This is a genomic window from Nocardia arthritidis (assembly GCF_011801145.1).
GTDB classification, from domain to species: Bacteria; Actinomycetota; Actinomycetes; order Mycobacteriales; family Mycobacteriaceae; genus Nocardia; species Nocardia arthritidis_A.
The window spans coordinates 8913884-8933610 of record NZ_CP046172.1 but is presented as its reverse complement, the minus strand read 5'-3'; the positions used below and the strand labels follow the sequence as shown (position 1 = coordinate 8933610).

Below are 19727 nucleotides of genomic sequence, written 5' to 3'. Positions count from 1 at the left end.
CCGGTCAGAACACCCCGTGCCTACCGGCGCCCGCGGCGAACCGCTGGGCGCCGTCCAGCGCACCGTTGGCCAAAGCCGTTACGCCGTGCCGGAATTCATTGCGCAGCGCCGCCTCCTCGTCCAGGCCCTCCTGTTCGAGCATCGACATCCGGTCGGTGCGCAGGCAGGTCTGTGGCAATGCGGCCAGTTGGGCCCCTAGTTCCTCGGCGACGCGGCGCGCGTCACCCGTCGGCACCACCCGGTTCACCAGGCCCATCTGCAACGCCTCCGGCGCGCTGACCGGGCGGCCGGTGAGCACCAGTTCCATTGCCCGGCCCATTCCGATGACGCGCGGCAGCCGCACCGTGCCGCCGTCGATGAGCGGCACGCCCCAGCGGCGGCAGAAGACGCCGAATGTGCTGTCCTGCTCGGCGATTCGCAGGTCGCACCACAGTGCCAGCTCCAGGCCGCCCGCCACCGCGTAGCCGGATACCGCCGCGATCACCGGCTTGGACAGCCGCATCCTGGTCGGCCCCATCGGCCCGTCGCCGTTTTCGCTTGCGTGATTGGACTTTTCGGTGCCGAGCGCCTTCAGGTCGGCGCCCGCGCAGAAGGTGCCGCCCGCACCCCACAGCACCGCGACGGCGGCATTCGGGTCGCGGTCGAAGGCGCGGAATGCCTCGGCCAGCGCCTGCGCGGTCGGCCCGTCGACGGCGTTGCGCGCATGGGGGCGATCCAGGATCACCGTTGTCACGGGTCCGGCGTGCTCCACCCGCACGGCGGGTGGTTCGGGGTCCGTCACGTCGCCTCCTCCTCGTCGGGCTCAGCATCGGCGCTGCGCTCCGTACCGCCCGACGATACGGCCAACCGACCCTTGTGTGAAGGAGTGAATTCGTGATTCACTTCTTTCATGGCGTACCGCAGAACGCCCGCCGTCCAGGCCAGGCTGGACGCGCAAACCGGGCTGATCGTGCAGGTCGCGACCAAAATCCTGTCGAGGGCCGGTTACGCGGGACTTTCGATGGCCACCGTCGCGACCGAGGCGGGTATCGCGACGGGCACCGTGTACAAGCACTTCGGCGGCAAGGCCGAACTGGTCACCGCGGTATTCCGCAAGGTGGTCGCGGGCGAGGTCGCCGCGGTGACGGCGGCGGCCGCCACCGGTGACGCCGTCACTCGGGTGACCGCCGCGGTGGAGACCTTCGCGGGCCGCGCGCTCAAGAATCCCAAGCTGGCCTATGTACTGCTGGCCGAACCGGTGGACACCGAGGTCGACGTGGAGCGGCTGCACTTCCGCCGCGCCTTCGCCGAGGCATTCGAATCCGCCATCCGGGAAGGGATTTCGCGCGGCGAGCTACCCGCGCAGGACGCGCGGACCAGCGCCGCCGCACTGGTCGGCGCGATCGGCGAGGTGCTCGTCGGTCCGCTTGCCGCCGCGCCGCACAGCGAATCCGTTGTGCCGCAACTAGTTACCTTCGCGCTGCGCGCATTGGGCGTACGCGAGGTATCTCGGCGAGAATCAGGAGTATCCGATGCCGACGCATGAAGTCTTCAACCAGGTGCCCGATATCGTGCCGTTCGACGTATCACGAAATCCGGCGCTGCTGGAGGGTCTGCACCGCGAGGGCGCGGGCTGGGCCGAGTCCGAGGTACGCGAACTCGGCGCGCTGGCAGGCGGATCCGAGGCGCAGGAGTGGGGCAGGCTGGCGAACGAATACCCGCCGGTGCTGCACACACACGACCGCTGGGGCCACCGGGTCGACGAGGTGGAATTCCATCCCTACTGGCACAACCTGATGAATGTCGCTGTCGCACATGGCCTGCACGGTTCGCCGTGGTTGGATGAGCGGCCGGGCGCACACGTCGCGCGCGCCGCCAAGTTCTACACCTGGGGTGTCGCCGACGCCGGGCATATGTGCCCGATCTCGATGACGTACGCGGTGGTTCCCGCGCTGCGCCACAATCGCGAGCTATCGGCCCGGTACGAACCCCTATTGGGTTCCCGCACCTACGATTTCGGTCTGCGTGAGCCGTCGACGAAGGCGGGCCTGATCGCCGGCATGTCGATGACGGAGAAGCAGGGCGGCTCCGATGTGCGCGCCAACACCACAACGGCGACACCGCAATCCGACGGTTCCTACCGCATCGTCGGCCACAAGTGGTTCACCTCGGCGCCGATGTCCGATATGTTCCTCACGCTGGCGCAGGCTCCCGGCGGACTGTCCTGTTTCCTGTTGCCGCGCGTACTGCCCGACGGCACCCGTAATCCGATCAGGATCCAGCGGCTCAAGGACAAGCTGGGCAACAAGTCGAACGCGTCCTCCGAAATCGAGTACGAGAACGCGACCGGCTGGCTCGTCGGCGCCGAGGGCGCGGGCGTGAAAACCATTATCGAGATGGTCAATATGACCCGGCTGGACTGTGTGATCGGCTCGTCGACCGGTATGCGCGTCGGCGCGGTATTCGCGGTGCACCATGCCCGGCATCGGGAGGCCTTCGGCGCCAAGCTGATTGATCAACCCGCCATGCGAAATGTGCTGGCGGATCTAGTGATCGAATCCGATGCCGCGACGACGGTGATGATGCGGCTGGCCGGCGCCACCGACCGCGCCGCCACCGATCCCGCCGAGGCCGCGCTGCGCCGGATCGCGCTCGCCGTCACCAAGTACTGGGTGTGCAAGCGCGCGCCGTCGCATGCGGCCGAGGCGCTGGAATGCTTGGGCGGCAACGGATATGCCGAGGAGTCGGGTATGCCGCGGCTGTACCGGGAGGCCCCGCTCATGTCCATCTGGGAGGGCTCCGGCAATGTCGCGGCGCTGGACGCGCTGCGCGCCATGGGCAGGCAGCCGGAGACGGTGGAGGCGTACTTCAACGAGGTCACGCTGGCCAAGGGGGAGAACCCTCGGCTCGACGACGCGATCGCCCGTGTCGGCAAGGAACTTTCGGATCTGAACGATATCGAGTACCGGGCGCGGCGGGTGATCGAGTTGATGGCGCTGGTATTACAGGGCGCGCAGCTGATCCGGCACGGTCACCCCGCGGTCGCCGACGCCTTCTGCGCCACCCGCCTCGGCGACGACTGGGGCATCGCCTTCGGCACCCTGCCCACCGGCGTCGACACCGGCGCGATCATCGAGCGGGCGTTCGTATCCTGAACCGCGGCAGCCGATTTCAGCCGACGGGCCGTTCGAGTACCCGTTCGACCAGTGCGGTATCGCAGTGCTCGATCACCTCGATCAACCGCCCGTCGGCCAGCCGGAAGATCAGGCAGTAGGTCTGCTCGTACGCGTCGCCGCGCCGCGTCACGCCGTGGCCGCGGGCCTGCACGATCACCCGATCACCCTCGGCGGCGATGAAATCGGCGGTCATCCGGTAGTCGCGGAACTGGGCCATCAGCGGACGCAGTAACCCGTTGAGCGCCACCGACTTCGGTCCCCAGGTGCCCGACCAGGACCAGTTTCCCGGGAATATCCAACGGAATTCGTCGGCCATCGCCTCGCTGATCGCGCGCATATCGCCCGCGGCCGTTCGCTCGAAGATATCGGTTAACAGTCGCTTATTCGCTTCGGTGTTCATGTGCTCGACGCTATGTAGGCATTAGGTATGCGACAAGCGCAGATCTTGCATATCTGGTATCTGTATTTCGCATGGGTGAGTTCACAATCGCCGGATTGCGGGTGGTCCGCGAGGCGGCGGCCACCGGATCCTTCTCCACCGCCGCCGAGCATCTCGGCTACACCCAGTCGGCGGTCTCGCGGCAGATCGCGCTGATGGAGCGGGCCGCGGGCAAGCCGCTGTTCGAACGGCAGGCGCGCGGTGTCCGGCCGACCGAGGCGGGACGAATCCTGGTCCGGCACGCCGACGCCGTACTCGGCGAACTCGACACCGCCCGCCAAGATCTCAGCGACTTGGAATCCCTTGCGCCCGTTCGGATCCGGGTCGGCGGCTTCTCGACCGCCATGTCCGCTCTGCTGCCGAGGGCCATCGCCACGCTGGTCGCGCGCCATCCGGCGGCGCGGGTGCCGCTGCGGGAGGGGCTGAGCCCGCGCCTGCTGACCGCTGTCGCTGCGGGCCGACTCGACCTGGCGGTGGTGCCGACACCCGCCGAAATACCGGACGGCGTCGTCGTCGAACATCTACTCGACGATCCGCTACTCGTCGCGGTCGCGCCGGACCATCCGCTCGCCGATCAACTCGGCGTAACCCCGGACCGGCTGCGCGACCAACGTTGGATCGCGGGCAGCGCCGACCCGGGCAGCACCCTGCTCGGCGCCTGGTACGACCCGGCCCAGCCGCCCGATATCGCCTTCGTCGCCCGCGACTGGTTCGCCAAACTCGGCCTGGTCGCCGCGGGTATGGGCAGCACCGTCGTACCCGGCATCGCCGTCCCGGTGCTGCCATCGACGGTCGCGCTGGTCCGCATCGACCACCCCGACGCCGTCCGGCGCACCGCGGTCGTCTACCGCACCACACTGCGCGACGACCGGGTTCGCCGCGACCTCACCGAGGCATTGCGCGACGCGGCGGCGCACCTGTCCGCACTGGTCCGCCAGCGCCTGCGCTGACCGAATCGCGATCAGTACGCCGACCCGCCCGGCGGGATACGGCGCGTCTCGGCCGGAGCGTCGCATGCTGGCATCGCATCGGAAATTCTGTGAATACACTTGCGGCACAACGGCTTATCGAGAATCTGATCGGTACCGCCGGAATAGGTCCCCGGTTCGCCGGGGCGTGTGCGGGCCACCTGGTTTTGGTACCGTGCAGAGCGCACGTCATTGTCAGGGAGGCGCCATGAACCGCGTTGTACCGAAAGTGATGGCCGCCGCGATCTTCCTGACGCTCGCCCTACCGCCCGCACTGGCCACGGCGACACCGGACGGCCAGCCGTCGGCACCGGTCGTCGGCGGCCAACCGACGCCACCGTTCGACCCCATCTGCCCGCTCTGCTTCATTCGCGAATTCTTCGAGAGCCTGTCCGGCCGCTGATTCCCCAGTCGACGATTGTCGGACATTTCCGGACAATCGGTACACCCTGTTTCGCACCGCGGCCGCAGCGCGATGTAATCGGTGAACGGACCGCGCATCGAACGAATTCCGATCCCGCACAGGTAGAGTCGCACCAGTGGCCGAGGCACACATCGAAGTACCGTTGAGCGTTCTTGCCAAGCGCGTGCGAGCGCGGGCAGGCGCGCGCGCCGGACGCTATCTGCTCGGCATCGCCGGACCGCCGGGGGCGGGCAAGTCCACCCTGTCGCTGGCGCTGCGCGACGAGCTCAATGCCGATGCGGGCGGCCCCATCGCGGAGATCGCCCCGATGGACGGTTTCCACCTGCCGAATTCGGTGCTGCGCGCGTCGGGAAGCCTTGCGCGCAAAGGGGAACCGGACACCTTCGACCCGGTGGGCTACGTCGCGAGCCTGCGCAAGCTGCGCGACACCGCGCTCGGCGAGCCGGTGCCGTGGCCGACCTTCGACCGGTCCATCGAGGAAACGGTGCCGGGCGGTGTGGTGTTCGAGAAGCAGACCATCGTCATCACCGAGGGCAATTACCTGCTGGTCGACGCGACCCTCACCGGCGACCCGTCCCATGCCGAATGGTCGGCCGTCCGCGAACGGCTCGACGAGTGCTGGTACCTGGACGTTCCGCGCGACCAGCTCGCGAAACGCCTGCTGGACCGGCACATTCGCGGCGGCCGCACCCCCGATGACGCGGCGGCCAAGGTCGACGAGAGCGATCTGCGCAACGCCGACCTGGTCGCGGCCACCAGCGTGCGCGCCGACCTGGTGCTGCGCGAGCGCGACGGCCGCTACTACACCATCGCGGCCGATCAGTTCTGACGGTTGCCGCGGTACCAGCGGATGAGCGCGTCGGTGGACGAATCATCTTGGGGCGCAGGCTCTTCCGCCGAGGTCAGCAGCGGAGCCAGCGCGAGCGCCTGCTGCTTGCCCAGCTCGACGCCCCACTGGTCGAAGCTATCGATGCCCCAGATGGTCCCCTCGACGAACACCTGGTGCTCGTAGAGCGCGATCAACTGCCCGACCACCGACGGTGTGAGCACCGGCGCCAGTACGGTGGTGCTCGGCCGATTGCCCGGCATCACCTTGTGCGGCACCACCTTCGGATCGGTGCCCTCCGCCGCGATCTCCTCGGCCGTCTTACCGAACGCGAGCACCTTGGTCTGCGCGAACAGGTTGCTCATCAGGATGTCGTGCATGCTGCCGGTGCCGTCGCGGGTCGGCAGATCGTCTGTGGGACGGGCGAATCCGATGAAGTCGGCCGGGATCAGCCGCGTACCCTGGTGCAGCAGTTGGTAGAACGCGTGCTGGCCGTTGGTTCCGGGTTCGCCCCAGAAGATTTCGCCGGTGGAGGTGGTCACGGGGCTGCCGTCGGCGCGCACCGATTTGCCGTTCGACTCCATCGTCAGCTGCTGCAGATAGGCCGGGAAGCGGGCCAGATCGTTCGAATACGGCAGCACCACACGGGATTCCGCGCCGAAGAAGTTCGAATACCAGACGCCGAGCAGTCCGAGCAGCACCGGCGCGTTCGCGTCCAGCGGCGCGGTCGCGAAATGCCGGTCCACGGTGTGCATTCCGGCCAGGAATTCGCCGAAGCGCTCCTTGCCGATGGTCGCCATCACCGAAAGGCCGATCGCGGAATCCACCGAATAGCGTCCGCCGACCCAATCCCAGAAACCGAACATATTGGCGGTGTCGATGCCGAACGCGGCCACCCGCTCGGCATTCGTCGATACGGCGACGAAATGCTTGGCCACCGCGTCCTCGCCGAGCGCGGCCACCAGCCAGCGCCGGGCCGCGGTGGCATTGGTCAGCGTCTCCAGCGTCGAAAAGGTTTTGGAGGCAACGATGAACAGCGTTGTCGCCGGATCCAGACCGGACAGCTTCGCCACCAGATCGGCCGGGTCGACATTCGAGACGAACCGTGCGTCGATGCCGGCGTCGGCGTAGTGCCGCAACGCCTGATGCACCATCACCGGACCCAGATCCGAACCGCCGATCCCGATATTCACCACCGTCGCGATGCGCTGCCCGGTGGCACCGCGCCAGGCGCCGGAGCGCAGCGCATCGGTGAATTCGCCCATCCGGCGCAGCACCTCGTGCACCTGCGCGCCCGCATCGGCCCCGTCCACCGCGAGCGATTCACCCTCGGGCAGGCGCAGCGCGATGTGCTCGACCGCGCGATCCTCGGAGGTGTTGATGTGCTCGCCCCGATACATCGCGTCCCGGCGCCGCTCGACGCCCGCCTCTTCCGCCAGGGCGACGAGCAGGCCGAGCGTCTCCCTGGTGACGCGGTGTTTGGAATAGTCGATATGCAGATCGCCGACCTGGACGGTCAATTCCCGGCCGCGCTCCGGATCTTCGGCGAAGAATTCGCGCAGGTGCCGACCGGCGATGGCGGCGTGATGGTCGTGCAGTTTCCGCCAGGCCGCCGTCGCGGTGATGTCGCTGCTCACGTCCGCCGAGATTACTCACCACCCAGGGCGCGCGCACGAGAACCGGGTTCGGTGCGCCGCCGACGTCGGCGGATGTGCGCGGTGAGATTTCCGATGTGCCGCTGGTATGCGAACCGGGGTAGCATCCCCGGCCGCGGCCAAATGGGCGCTGTCGGCGAAGCCGTCCTCAGCCCGCGCCGGGCCGAGCTCCTGTGCGAGGCACTCGCCTACGCTGAACCACATGGTCTCCGAACGTGATGTCCTCGAATCCGTCCCGACGCAGCTGTGGATCGGCGGTCCGGTCGCCGCGAGCGGGGGAGGCACCTTCGCGGTGCGCAATCCGGCCAATGGGGAGGTGCTGGCCGAAGTTGCCGACGCGACCCCGGAGGACGCCGTTCGCGCCCTCGACGCAGCGGTCGCCGTGCAGGCCGAGTGGGCGGCGACCCCGGCCAGGCAGCGGGCCGAGATTCTGCGCACGGTATTCGAGCAGATCACCGCGCGCGCAGAGGAATTCGCGCTGCTGATGACCCTGGAAATGGGTAAGGCGCTGCCGGAGAGCCGCAACGAGGTGCGCTACGGCGCCGAATTCTTCCGCTGGTTCAGCGAGGAGGCGGCCCGCATCCACGGCCGCTACCTGCATGCCCCGTCCGGTACCGGGCGGATCATGGTGCACAAGCAGCCGGTCGGCCCGTGCCTTGCCATTACGCCGTGGAACTTCCCGCTGGCCATGGGCACTCGGAAAATCGGTCCGGCGCTGGCGGCGGGCTGCACCATGATCGTCAAACCCGCGAGCGAAACCCCGCTCACCATGCTGCTGCTCGCCAAGCTGTGCCACGAGGCCGGGCTGCCGGACGGCGTGCTCTCGGTGATCACCACCAGCCGGTCCGGCGCGGTCACCCAGCCGCTGCTCAACGATCCGCGACTGCGCAAACTCACCTTCACCGGATCGACCGAGGTCGGCAAGAAGCTGGTGGCGCAGGCCGCCGACGGATTGCTGCGGATGTCCATGGAACTCGGCGGCAACGCGCCGTTCGTGGTGTTCGACGACGCCGATGTCGACGCGGCGGTGCAGGGCGCACTGCTGGCCAAGTTGCGCAACGGCGGTGAGGCGTGCACCGCCGCGAACCGCTTCCACGTCCAGCACGGTGTGCTGGAGGAGTTCACCACCAAACTGGTCGATGCCATGTCGAGCCAGGTGACGCTCGGGCCGGGCATCGATCCGAACACCACCCTCGGCCCGCTGATCAACGAGCAGCAGCTCGATACCGTCACCGACCTGGTCGACGATGCGGTGGCCGCGGGTGCGCGGCTGCGGCTCGGCGGCAAGGCGCCCGGCGGTCCCGGCTGGTTCTACCCGGCCACCGTGCTCAGCGAGGTGCCGCCGCAGGCGCGCATTCTGCGCGAGGAGGTGTTCGGGCCGGTGGCGCCGATCGTGGGCTTCGCGACCGAGGAGGAGGGTCTGGCCGCCGCGAACGACACCGAATTCGGTTTGGTCTCTTACGTTTACACCCGCGACCTGGATCGCGCCCTGCGCGTGGCCGAGGGGATGGAATCCGGCATGGTGGGTGTGAACCGGGGCGTCATCTCCGATCCGGCCGCGCCGTTCGGCGGCGTCAAGGCCTCCGGCTTCGGCCGCGAGGGTGGTACCGAGGGCATCGAGGAGTACCTCTCGACCAAGTACATCGCGCTCACCTGACCGAGACATGAAACGACCGCCCCGGGGTGCATACACCCGGGGCGGCCTTTGGGCAGCGGATGTCCTTGCGAACGCCGCGTTGGTTCAGTGGCCGAGGCGCCCGCGGCCGAGGCGGAGCAGCAGCATGGCGAGGGTGTGGCCCTCCTGGCCCAGCTCGCTGAAGCGCTCCAGCACCTTCATCTCACGGCTGTGCACCAGGCGCGGGCCGCCGGAGGCCATGCGGGTGCGGCCGATGATCCGGGAGACCTCGGTGCGGCGCTTGATGGCGGCCAGGATCTCGGCGTCGAGCCGATCGATCTCCTTGCGGAGCTTGTCGATCTCGGCCTCGGTCTGCGGCAGAGCCGAGTCGGACCCGGTCGTCGTGGCAGGGGTGCTCATCAATTCATCTCCTCGTGTCGGAACAGGGATCGGCAGGCGAGCCGAACGCGTTACCGACCGGTTCTTTCACCGTGAAACAAGACCTGGCGGGTCGTGGGTTCCCCCAGAAAGGTTTAGCGCTCACGAACAAGGTTGGCAAACTCGATATCCGGCGGATAGCCGCCTCCGAGGCCGATGTGGAGCGCTTGTCATGTCGCCAGTCTGCCACGGGCCGGTAGCCAAGCAAAACACTTCTATTTAGAAATCTGCTGAGAACGGCATTGTGCCAGGCCGGGTCCACCAGGGGCAGTTCACGTTCCGTTCGCCGCGCCGCAATCCGCCGGATGGGACTTCATCTCTGTCGGTGCCCGCCGGTAGCGTGGATGGGCGATGGACATCACGGTGGCTCCCAAGACGCAACCCCAGGCCGACGACGCATACGCCGCGGAGATCGCGCAGCGTCGCGCCGAGCGGGAACAGCGCCGCGCCGAAGAGGCCGCGCGGTTGCTCGACGGTCTCAATCCGCAGCAGCGTGCGGCCGTGGTGCACACCGGTGCGCCCCTGCTCATCGTGGCGGGCGCGGGTTCGGGTAAGACGGCGGTGCTCACCCGGCGCATCGCCTACCTGCTCGCCGCGCGCGGGGTGACGCCCGGCCAGGTGCTGGCGATCACGTTCACCAACAAGGCCGCCGCCGAGATGCGCGAGCGGGTCATCGGGCTGGTCGGCCCGCGCGCCAACAACATGTGGGTGTCCACCTTCCACTCCAGCTGTGTGCGCATCCTGCGCATGCAAGCCGCGTTGTTGCCGGGGCTGAATTCCAATTTCTCCATCTACGACGCCGATGATTCCCGCCGGTTGCTCACCATGATCAGCCGCGATTTCGACATCGATGTCAAGAAATATTCCGCGCGATTGCTGTCGACCGCGATTTCCAATCTGAAGAACGAACTGATCGGTCCGGAACAGGCGAGCGCCGACGCGGAATCCGACGACACCGAACTGCCCGCGCTGGTGGCCCGCGTCTACACCGAATACCAGCGGCGGCTACGCGCGGCCAACGCCCTCGATTTCGACGACCTCATCGGCGAGACGGTCGCGCTGCTGCAAAACCATCCCCAGGTGGCCGAGTACTACCGGCGCCGCTTCCGGCACGTGCTGGTGGACGAGTACCAGGACACCAACCATGCCCAGTACGTCCTGGTGCGGGAATTGGTCGGCCATCACACCGAGGGCGGTGAGGTGGAGCCGAGCGAACTGTGCGTCGTCGGCGACGCCGACCAGTCCATCTACGCCTTCCGCGGCGCGACCATCCGCAATATCGAGGAGTTCGAGCGCGACTTCCCGGATGCGGAAACCATTCTGCTGGAACAGAATTACCGCTCCACCCAGCACATCCTCTCGGCCGCGAACGCGGTCATCGCGCGCAACGAGAACCGCAGGGACAAGAAGCTCTGGACCGATTCCGGCGAGGGTGAGCTGATCGTCGGCTACGTCGCCGACAACGAACACGACGAGGCCTCGTTCGTGGCGCGGGAAATCGACCGCCTGGTAGACCAGGGCGACGCCAACTACGGCGATGTCGCGGTGTTCTACCGCACCAACAACAACTCCCGCGCGCTGGAAGAGATCTTCATCCGGATGGGCCTGCCGTACAAGGTCGTCGGCGGCGTGCGGTTCTACGAGCGCAAAGAGGTGCGCGATATCGTCGCCTACCTGCGGGTCCTCGATAACCCGGAGGATCAGGTGAGCCTGCGGCGCATCCTGAACACCCCGCGCCGCGGCATCGGCGACCGAGCCGAGGCGTGTGTCGCGGTGCATGCCGAACAGCGCGGCATCGGCTTCGCGGCGGCCCTGCGCGATGCGGCCGACGGCAAGGTCGCACTGCTGAACACCAGGGCGCAGCGGGCCATCGCGGGCTTCCTCGACCTGCTCGACGAGATCAGGGCCGCTGGGGCGCAGGAGGATTCGGCCTATCCGGATCTCGGCAATGTGGTGGAGGCGGTGCTGGAGCGCACCGGCTACCGCGCCGAACTGGAGAGCTCCGACGATCCGCAGGACGGTGCCCGGCTCGACAACCTGAACGAATTGGTCAGCGTCGCACGGGAATTCAGCTCCGAAGCGCATAACAACGCTGAGGCCGCGCGGGCCGAGGGCCTACTGCCAGAGGCCGCCGACGGCGAACCGGATCCCGGCTCACTCGCCGCCTTCCTGGAGCGGGTTTCGCTGGTGGCCGATTCCGACCAGCTGCCCGATGACGATGCCGGCGTCGTCACGATGATGACCCTGCACACCGCGAAAGGCCTGGAATTCCCGGTCGTCTTCGTCACCGGTTGGGAGGACGGCCAGTTCCCGCATATGCGGGCGCTCGGCGACCCCACCGAGCTGGCGGAGGAACGCCGCCTCGCCTACGTCGGCATCACCCGCGCCCGTCAGCGGCTCTACCTGACCCGCGCGGTGATTCGCTCCGGCTGGGGGCAGCCCGTCTCGAATCCGGAATCCCGCTTCCTCCAGGAGATTCCGGGTCACCTGATGGACTGGCGACGCCTCGAACCGGCCGGCTCACCCGGGGGCCGCGGCATCCGCAAGCGCTCCGAGGGCGACGACCTGGAACGCGATTGGACCCGCGGCGACGGCTGGTCCGAGCAGCGCCCCGGCCTGCGCGACCGCGGTCCGCGCCGCCCGGCGCCCGGCGGCGTCACCCGCAACAACACGAATCTGGTGCTCGCCGTCGGCGATCGGGTCAGCGACGACAAATACGGTCTCGGCCGAGTGATCGCCGCCGAGGGTTTCGGTCCGCTGGCCACGGTGACCATCGATTTCGGTACGGCCGGGAAGATCCGGTTGATTCCGCAGTACAGCCGAACGTTGGTGAAGTTGTAGGGCTGTCCGGATCGGTCGGGAGGGTTCCGGGCCGGAGAGTGGATCTCGGCCGAAGTGCGGCGAGCGGCTGTCGCTGATGGGCGGGCCACTGGGCGCATTCGATAGGGCAGATTGTTGTCGCTGAAGGGTCATTGGCCCTCTGACGAGGCACGCGATGCGTCGGTATGGTCGCCGAGGTGAAGACATTGGCGCTACACCTCCTCTGGTTCCTGCCGATGCTCTGGCTGGGCATGGTGCTGGCCATCTCCTTCCTAGAGGCGCCGCTGAAGTTCCGCGCGCCGGGCGTCACGCTGGCACTCGGGCTCGGAATCGGGCGCCTGGTCTTCCGTGCACTGAACACGGTCGAGGCGGTGCTCGCCGCGCTGCTGCTCGCGGCCGCCGCGGTGGCCGGATCCGTTGCGGCCGTGTGGATTTGGCTCGTCATCGCCGCCGCGATCCTGGCCGCCCAAATCCTGGTCGTCCGCCCGCCGCTCACCCGCCGTTCCGATCGCGTCCTCGCCGGAGAGGAATTGCCGCGCTCGCACGCGCACTACTGGTACATCGGCCTGGAACTGACCAAGGTCGTCGCCCTCATCGGCCTCGCCATCGCCGCCGCTCCATAGGGCCTGTTCCCGCGTAGCCGGGGTCGCCGTAGCAGCGGCCGAAATTGGGCGGATATTGAGGTTGGGGTGCACCACCCCCTCGTCGACAACGCCGAAATTGCCTGGACAACAGAGCATTACGGGCTCGCCGTTGAGCAGATGCGCACGGCCGCCTGAGGCCGATCAACTCGTCGCAGACCCCGCCCGGCTCGAACGGTTCCAACTGGCCACACTTACCGATACCGCGCCAGCGGAATGAGCAGTGTCCCAACGTCTCTGCTACGGCGACCCGTGGCCTTTAGCTTCCCGCGCATGCAATAGCTTGCGCGGGAAGCTATTTGGTGCGCGGGAGCTGCGGCGACGCGCACTGGACGACTGGGCTGCGTTCAGCGCGGTAGGAGGTCGCTCAGTGCTTCGTCCAGTGTCGGGTACTGGAAGGCGAAACCGGCTTTCCGCAGGACTTCGGAGGTTGCGTGCCGCCCGGTCAGCCCGAGTGCCGGGTCGGTGCGCAGGAAGACCGCGCCGATCTTCAGCACCGATTCCGGTGTCGGCGGGGCGGGTGGCCGGTGCAGGCGCCTGCGCAGCACGGTCATCAGTTCGTGGTTGCGGACCGGGAAATCGGTTGCGGCGACGACGATTCCGTCCGGTAGCGACACTCGGGGATCGAGGCCGAGCGCGGCGCGGACGATGGCGAGCCAGTCCTCGACGTGAATCCAGCTGAACCACTGCGTACCGCTGCCGATCCGGCCGCCGAGACCCGCTTTCGTCAACTGGCTCAGGCGTTTCAGCGCGGGCGCTTGGGCGTCGAGCACGATCGAGGTGCGCAACACGGTTCGATGTACGGCCTCCGCATCGTCGAACGCCCGCTCCCACGGTTCCGCGACGCCGGTCATCTGCGGCAGCCCGATCGGAAGCGGAGTTGTTTCGGTGCACCGGATTTCGCCCGCATCCGACCATATCGCGGTGGTGCTGGCCTGCACCCAGTACTCGATCGGCCGGTCGAGCGTCGCCGCGGCCTCGACCAGCGCGCGGGTGGAATCCACTCGGCTGCTGCGCAATTCGGCGATATTGCGTTCGGTGGGTCGGCAGTCGACCAGTTTGCCCGCCAGATTGAGCAGTGCGGTCGGCCCTGAATTTCGTAGGGCGCCAACCCAATCGCCGACCGTCCTGCCATCCCACCGGATCTGTTCGAACGGCAGGGCGGGATCGGGACGTCGAGTGAGGATTCTCACCCGCAGCCCGCGACAGGTCAGATCCGCTGCCACGTGTTTGCCCAATGCTCCGGTGCCGCTGGCGATTACGACGGTCAACCCGTCCGCGGCGGGTTCGATTCCGGCCAGCAGGGCCAGTCGGGCGAAGCAGACTCGGGCGTCGTGTTCCAGCAGCCTGGCGACGATGCCGCGCATGGCGGGCGCGGACGGCCCGCTGAAGGTGAGCCGCTGGGTGAGTTCGGTGCCGCCGTCGCGCGGTGTCAGCGTCCACGAAAGCCGCATGCGCCCAACGGGTTCCGGCTGTTCGATGGTCAGCTCGCGCTCGGGTCGCACCGCGGTGAGCACGAACGGCGGCGCGGTCCGCCCGTGCATCGTTCCGGTAATCCGCCCCCTAGGCAGATAGTCACCCTTGGTGCCTGGCTCCACCGGGCCGCGCAACCGCACCGAGTCGACGCCGGGATTCCATTCGGGCCACCGCCGCGGATCCCCGAGCACTCCCCAAACAACTTCCGGCGGCAACGCGATGAATTGGGTGTACGACGTTGTACTTGCCATACCCAAAAGCTATCCCCCCGTTCCGACCCCGGGAAGCGTGCCCTTGATCACCACATCCGGAAGGGTTCAGTCGCGTTCGGGGCCGAGGCTGATGCCGCGGGTGGCGAGCCAGGGGAGCGGGTCGATGCGGTTGGTGCCGTTGAGCCAGACCTCGAAATGGCAATGGGGGCCGGTGGATTCGCCGCGGTTGCCGACGGTGGCGATCTGATCGCCCGCCGTCACATGTTGGCCGACCGATACGGTGGCCGTATTGATGTGACCGTAGACCGTAACGGTGCCGTCGTCACCGAGCACGCGCACCCACATGCCGAATCCTGCGGCCGGACCCGCATCGATAACGGTGCCGTCCTCGACGGCGACGATCGGGGTGCCGATGGGGGCCGCGACATCGACACCCGGATGTAGGACGCCCCACCGGGCGCCGTAGCCGGAGGTGAAGGTGCCGGAGGTGAACTTCACGAATAGCGGACGCCACTGGGCCTCGGCCTGGGCCGCGAGCTCCTGGGCGAAGGCGGCGCCGTGGTCGAGCATCTCGTTGAACTGGGCGACGTTGGCGGGCCCCGGGTTGGAAAGCAGCTGGGGCGCTTCCGGATTCTGCCCCGGCGTGGCCGCCGGATCGGGTGCGCCGGGCAGTGCCTGCGCCTGGCCGACGGCCTGGAATTCGACGGTATTGGCCGCCGGTTTGTCGACGCTGGCGAAGGCGTTCTGCCCGGCCGCGACGACCGCGCCCGCGGCGACGGCGACCACCGCGGCGCGGCCCTTCAGCGCGGCGGGCGGTGCGGGAAGTCGGTGCGCACCACCGCGGCGCGGTTTGCGCTGCTGAGTCTTGCGCGCCGGGACGATCGGCGTGGCGACCGCGGGTTCGGCGGCCGGTTCGACCGGGCGCGGCGGGTAATCACCCTGGGGCGCCCACCATTGATCGGATTCCCAGCCGAAATCCTGATTGTTCGAATCATGATGGGCGGCAGGCGAATTCGGCTCGAATGGGGCGCTATAGTCCTGCTCGACGCGGTCGCCGTACTCGGCATCGTATGAATCCGCTTGTGACCAGGAGTCATTCGCCGACCAACCGAAATCGTCCGCATCGAAGCGGTCGTATTCACCGTCGTATCCGGACGACTGCTGAAGGTTGTTGATGAGATCTTGAACCGGGATGGCTTTGCCTTCGGAACGGCGTGCGCGTGCTCTGCTCATGGACGTAACCGGGCGCCTTCGGACTTCTCAACGTGCATGGAACTGTTCGTCCTCCGGTCCGGGCACCCGTGTGGCTAGTGGTTCTTCGAGGCATCGGACCACGTTGTCCTCCGCCGGTAATCTACTGGAAATCCCTTGCGTATCAAGCTCGTTCAGGTCCTAGGCTGATGCCTCTGGTCGCCAGCCACGGCAGCGGGTCGACCTTGTCCCTGCCGTGCAGCCAGACCTCGAAATGACAGTGCGGGCCGGTGGAGAAGCCGCGGTTGCCGACGGTGGCGATCTGATCGCCCGCCAGTACGCGCTGCCCCTGCGACACCGTTGTGGTGTCGACATGCCCGTAGATGGTGACGGTGCCGTCGTCGTGCAGCAGCCGCACCCACATGCCGAAGCCCGCGGCGGGGCCCGCCTCGATCACCGTGCCGTCGGCGACGGCACGGATCGGGGTGCCGATCGGCGCCGCGACGTCGACGCCGAGGTGCTGCACACCCCAGCGGGCGCCGAAGCCCGAGGTGAAGGTGCCCTCCGCGAACCGGGTGAAGAGCGGCCTGAGCTTCGCCGCCTCCTTGGCGGCGAGGTCCTGGGCGTACTTCTGGCCCTTCTGCAGGATGTCGTTGAACTGGTCCAGGTTCGTCGGCGATGCGACGGTGAGTACCTGCGGCGATATCGCGCTCGCGGACGGATCGTCGACGCTCATCGACTGGTTGGCGATCTCGTGTACCTGGCCCTCGGCCTGGTAGTCGGCCGCGGCGGCGGCCGGTTCTCCGGTTGTGGTCATCGCGGCCTGGCCCGCGGCGACGAAGGCGCCCGCGGCGACGGCGGCCACTGCCGCACGTCCCTTCAGGGCGGCGGGTGGGGCGGGCATCCGGTGCGCACCACCGCGGCGCGCCGGACGACGGCCCGGGATGACGACGGGCGCGGACTTGCGCGGACGTTCGGGCTCCTCGGCGGGCAACGCGTCCTCGGCGGCCCAGGAATCGGGTACCGACCACGCGCCGGTGTCGGCCCACGCGCCGGTGTCGGCCCAGGTATCCGACGTGTCGTGCCAGGGCTCGTCGTCCGACTCCCACGACTGGTTCGCGGACCACGAGGGGGAGGGGCGTAATGAAGTCTGTGAACCGGCCGCGCGATGGTTCATCGGAGTCGCCACGTGATCGATTCGGCGATAAGGGGGGTGACGATTGTCATGCGGTCATCACGGGCACGGCTCTTGGCCTGCGGAGCGGGATGCTGCATCAAGCTTGCCGTCCTCCTAGTCGTGACCTGGCTGTGACATCGACCGCAACAACGGTAACGAAACGATTGCAGGGTCTGCAAGCGGTGCGCGGCTTCTGTCCAAACATGTGAGATTGATCACCGTAACGGATCGGAATACTCCACGTTTCGTCGGGCACTCGAACGCGCCTATTCGACGACAGAATGTAGTAGGCGGGCGCGTGCTCGGCCGGAGCGGCTCTACCTGCCGTGCCGTGGGCAACCTACTCGTCAGTAGCGTTGGCCAGCGCTTTTCCGGACGCGCATATCTGCCCGTGACCTGCGCCACTTAGGATGTACGTGGCCGTTGGGCCATCCATGTGACTGGTTAGAGTCCGACCCGACCCGCTTCCGACGTCGGGCCGCCAACAAAGACGTTGTCATCACAACGCAGACGAGACGGTGAGTACATGGATCTCTTCGAATATCAGGCGAAGGAGCTCTTCGTTAAGCACGGAGTGCCTTCGTCCGAGGGCCGCGTCACGGATACGGCCGACGACGCCCGCGCCATCGCCGCGGAAATCGGCAAGCCGGTGATGATCAAGGCCCAGGTGAAGGCCGGTGGCCGCGGCAAGGCGGGTGGCGTCAAGTACGCGGCCACCCCGGAGGACGCGTTCACGCACGCGCAGAACATCATCGGTCTGGACATCAAGGGTCACATCACCAAGAAGATCCTGGTTGCCGAGGCGAAGGACATCGCGGAGGAGTACTACATCTCCTTCCTGCTCGACCGCTCCAACCGGACCTACCTGGCCATGTGCTCGGTCGAGGGCGGTATGGAGATCGAAGAGGTCGCCGCCACCAAGCCGGAGCGGCTGGCCAAGGTTCCGGTCGACGCCGTCAAGGGCGTCGATCTGGCCTTCGCCCGCTCGATCGCCGAGCAGGGCCATCTGCCCGCCGACGTGCTCGACGCGGCGGCCGTGACCATCCAGAAGCTGTGGGAGGTGTTCATCGCCGAAGACGCCACCCTGGTCGAGGTGAACCCGCTGGTCCGCACCCCGGACAACGAGATCCTCGCGCTGGACGGCAAGGTCACCCTCGACGAGAACGCCGCCTTCCGGCACCCCGAGCACGAGGCCTTCGCGGATATCGACGCCACCGATCCGCTAGAGCTCAAGGCCAAGGAGAACGACCTCAACTACGTCAAGCTGGACGGTCAGGTCGGCATCATCGGCAACGGCGCGGGCCTGGTCATGTCCACCCTGGACGTGGTCGCCTACGCCGGTGAGAACCACGGCGGCGTCAAGCCCGCCAACTTCCTCGACATCGGCGGCGGCGCCTCGGCCGAGGTGATGGCCGCGGGTCTGGACGTCATCCTGGGCGACGCGCAGGTCAAGAGCGTGTTCGTCAATGTGTTCGGTGGTATCACCGCCTGTGACGCGGTCGCCAACGGCATCGTGAAGGCGCTGGAGATCCTCGGTGACTCCGCGACCAAGCCGCTGGTCGTCCGTCTCGACGGCAACCGGGTCGACGAGGGCCGCAAGATCCTCGCCGACGCCGCGCACCCGCTGGTCACCCTCGCGAAGACAATGGACGAAGGCGCCGACAAGGCCGCCGAACTGGCAGCGGCCAAGTAAGGAATCCGGAAATGTCTATCTTCCTCAACAAGGACTCTAAGGTCATCGTCCAGGGCATCACCGGTGGCGAGGGCACCAAGCACACCGCCCTGATGCTGAAGGCGGGCACCCAGGTCGTCGGCGGTGTCAACGCGCGCAAGGCGGGCACCACCGTGTCGCACACCGACAAGGACGGCGCCGCGGTCGAGCTGCCCGTATTCGGCAGCGTCGCCGAGGCCATCAAGGAGACCGGCGCCGACGTCTCCATCGCCTTCGTGCCGCCGAAGTTCGCCAAGGACGCCATCATCGAGGCCATCGACGCGGAGATCCCGCTGCTCGTGGTCATCACCGAGGGCATCCCGGTGCAGGACACCGCCTACGCGTGGGCCTACAACGTGGAGAAGGGCAACAAGACCCGCATCATCGGCCCGAACTGCCCCGGCATCATCACCCCCGGCGAGTCGCTGGTCGGCATCACCCCGGCCAACATCACCGGCAAGGGCCCGGTCGGCCTGGTGTCGAAGTCGGGCACCCTGACCTACCAGATGATGTACGAGCTGCGTGATTTCGGCTTCTCCACCGCCATCGGCATCGGCGGCGACCCGGTCATCGGCACCACCCACATCGACGCCATCGAGGCGTTCGAGAAGGATCCGGAGACCAAGCTGATCGTGATGATCGGCGAGATCGGCGGCGACGCCGAGGAGCGGGCCGCGGCCTACATCAAGGCCAACGTCACCAAGCCGGTCGTCGGCTACGTCGCGGGCTTCACCGCCCCCGAGGGCAAGACCATGGGCCACGCGGGCGCCATCGTGTCCGGCTCGGCGGGTACCGCCCAGGCGAAGAAGGATGCGCTGGAGGCCGCCGGCGTGAAGGTCGGCAAGACGCCGTCCGAGACCGCCGCGCTGGCCCGCGAGATCCTGGAGAAGGCCTCCATCACCGCCTGATCCGTTCGCGCGAAAGACGAAGGCCGCCTTCCTGGTTCGCTAGGGAGGCGGCCTTCGTTATTGCGGACGCT

Annotated in this window: 17 protein-coding genes; 10 read left to right on the top strand and 7 right to left on the bottom strand. The window is 67.6% G+C overall.

The genetic code is table 11. The annotated features are described in order from the left end of the window. Nucleotides 1–4: 4 nt before the first annotated feature. Nucleotides 5–781, bottom strand: a complete 777-nt coding sequence (locus F5544_RS40575) for a crotonase/enoyl-CoA hydratase family protein (protein WP_238846921.1) — start codon at nucleotides 779–781, stop codon at nucleotides 5–7. 108 nt (nucleotides 782–889) lie between these two features. On the opposite strand from F5544_RS40575, the gene F5544_RS40570 reads away from it, so the two are divergent. Together F5544_RS40570 and F5544_RS40565 are read left to right on the top strand one after the other, a co-directional pair. Continuing rightward, complete coding sequence (locus tag F5544_RS40570) at nucleotides 890–1525, top strand: TetR/AcrR family transcriptional regulator (protein WP_167478045.1); 636 nt, start codon at nucleotides 890–892, stop codon at nucleotides 1523–1525. Further along, nucleotides 1512–3134: an acyl-CoA dehydrogenase family protein gene (locus F5544_RS40565; RefSeq protein WP_167478044.1), complete on the top strand. Its 1623-nt coding sequence runs from the start codon at nucleotides 1512–1514 to the stop codon at nucleotides 3132–3134. The genes F5544_RS40570 and F5544_RS40565 overlap by 14 nt, the downstream gene beginning before the upstream one ends. 16 nt (nucleotides 3135–3150) lie before the next feature. Here the strand turns inward: F5544_RS40565 and F5544_RS40560 are convergent, their stop codons facing one another. Then, complete coding sequence (locus tag F5544_RS40560) at nucleotides 3151–3555, bottom strand: nuclear transport factor 2 family protein (protein WP_167478043.1); 405 nt, start codon at nucleotides 3553–3555, stop codon at nucleotides 3151–3153. A gap of 71 nt (nucleotides 3556–3626) precedes the next feature. Between F5544_RS40560 and F5544_RS40555 the strand changes: the two genes are divergently transcribed. The 3 genes from F5544_RS40555 (at nucleotide 3627) to F5544_RS40545 (ending at nucleotide 5815) form a co-directional block, all read left to right on the top strand. Further along, complete coding sequence (locus tag F5544_RS40555; protein WP_167478042.1) at nucleotides 3627–4544, top strand: LysR family transcriptional regulator; 918 nt, start codon at nucleotides 3627–3629, stop codon at nucleotides 4542–4544. Between the two features lie 226 nt (nucleotides 4545–4770). Continuing rightward, nucleotides 4771–4965, top strand: a complete 195-nt coding sequence (locus tag F5544_RS40550; protein ID WP_167478041.1) for a hypothetical protein — start codon at nucleotides 4771–4773, stop codon at nucleotides 4963–4965. Nucleotides 4966–5101: 136 nt separating this feature from the next. Further along, a complete protein-coding gene (locus F5544_RS40545; RefSeq protein WP_238846920.1) occupies nucleotides 5102–5815 on the top strand; it encodes a nucleoside/nucleotide kinase family protein in 714 nt (237 codons plus the stop codon). On the opposite strand, the gene pgi is transcribed toward F5544_RS40545, so the two are convergent. Then, complete coding sequence (gene pgi, locus F5544_RS40540) at nucleotides 5806–7449, bottom strand: glucose-6-phosphate isomerase (protein ID WP_167478040.1); 1644 nt, start codon at nucleotides 7447–7449, stop codon at nucleotides 5806–5808. The two genes, F5544_RS40545 and pgi, sit on opposite strands and share 10 nt — an antisense overlap. Nucleotides 7450–7669: 220 nt before the next feature. Here pgi and F5544_RS40535 point away from each other — a divergent pair, with 220 nt between their 5' ends. After that, nucleotides 7670–9124 carry an NAD-dependent succinate-semialdehyde dehydrogenase gene (locus F5544_RS40535; protein WP_174867495.1) on the top strand — a complete coding sequence of 485 codons (1455 nt, stop codon included), beginning with the start codon at nucleotides 7670–7672 and terminating at the stop codon, nucleotides 9122–9124. 84 nt (nucleotides 9125–9208) lie between these two features. Here the strand turns inward: F5544_RS40535 and F5544_RS40530 are convergent, their stop codons facing one another. Next, nucleotides 9209–9502, bottom strand: a complete 294-nt coding sequence (locus tag F5544_RS40530; RefSeq protein ID WP_167478039.1) for a chorismate mutase — start codon at nucleotides 9500–9502, stop codon at nucleotides 9209–9211. A gap of 369 nt (nucleotides 9503–9871) precedes the next feature. On the opposite strand from F5544_RS40530, the gene pcrA reads away from it, so the two are divergent. After that, nucleotides 9872–12361, top strand: a complete 2490-nt coding sequence (gene pcrA / locus F5544_RS40525) for a DNA helicase PcrA (protein WP_167478038.1) — start codon at nucleotides 9872–9874, stop codon at nucleotides 12359–12361. Between the two features lie 176 nt (nucleotides 12362–12537). Further along, nucleotides 12538–12963, top strand: a complete 426-nt coding sequence (locus F5544_RS40520; RefSeq protein ID WP_167478037.1) for a hypothetical protein — start codon at nucleotides 12538–12540, stop codon at nucleotides 12961–12963. Between the two features lie 365 nt (nucleotides 12964–13328). On the opposite strand, the gene F5544_RS40515 is transcribed toward F5544_RS40520, so the two are convergent. The 3 genes from F5544_RS40515 to F5544_RS40505 form a co-directional block, all read right to left on the bottom strand. After that, on the bottom strand, nucleotides 13329–14708 hold the full coding sequence (locus F5544_RS40515; protein ID WP_167478036.1) for a DUF1731 domain-containing protein: 1380 nt from the start codon (nucleotides 14706–14708) through the stop codon (nucleotides 13329–13331). A 66-nt stretch (nucleotides 14709–14774) separates the two neighbouring features. Continuing rightward, nucleotides 14775–15902 (bottom strand): M23 family metallopeptidase, encoded by a 1128-nt coding sequence (locus tag F5544_RS40510; protein ID WP_167478035.1) that lies wholly within the window; start codon nucleotides 15900–15902, stop codon nucleotides 14775–14777. A 142-nt stretch (nucleotides 15903–16044) separates the two neighbouring features. Further along, on the bottom strand, nucleotides 16045–17037 hold the full coding sequence (locus F5544_RS40505; protein WP_167478034.1) for a M23 family metallopeptidase: 993 nt from the start codon (nucleotides 17035–17037) through the stop codon (nucleotides 16045–16047). A 526-nt stretch (nucleotides 17038–17563) separates the two neighbouring features. Here F5544_RS40505 and sucC point away from each other — a divergent pair. Next, a complete protein-coding gene (sucC, locus tag F5544_RS40500) occupies nucleotides 17564–18730 on the top strand; it encodes an ADP-forming succinate--CoA ligase subunit beta (RefSeq protein WP_167478033.1) in 1167 nt (388 codons plus the stop codon). An 11-nt stretch (nucleotides 18731–18741) separates the two neighbouring features. Further along, nucleotides 18742–19656 (top strand): succinate--CoA ligase subunit alpha, encoded by a 915-nt coding sequence (gene sucD, locus F5544_RS40495; RefSeq protein WP_167478032.1) that lies wholly within the window; start codon nucleotides 18742–18744, stop codon nucleotides 19654–19656. Nucleotides 19657–19727 lie beyond the last annotated feature (71 nt).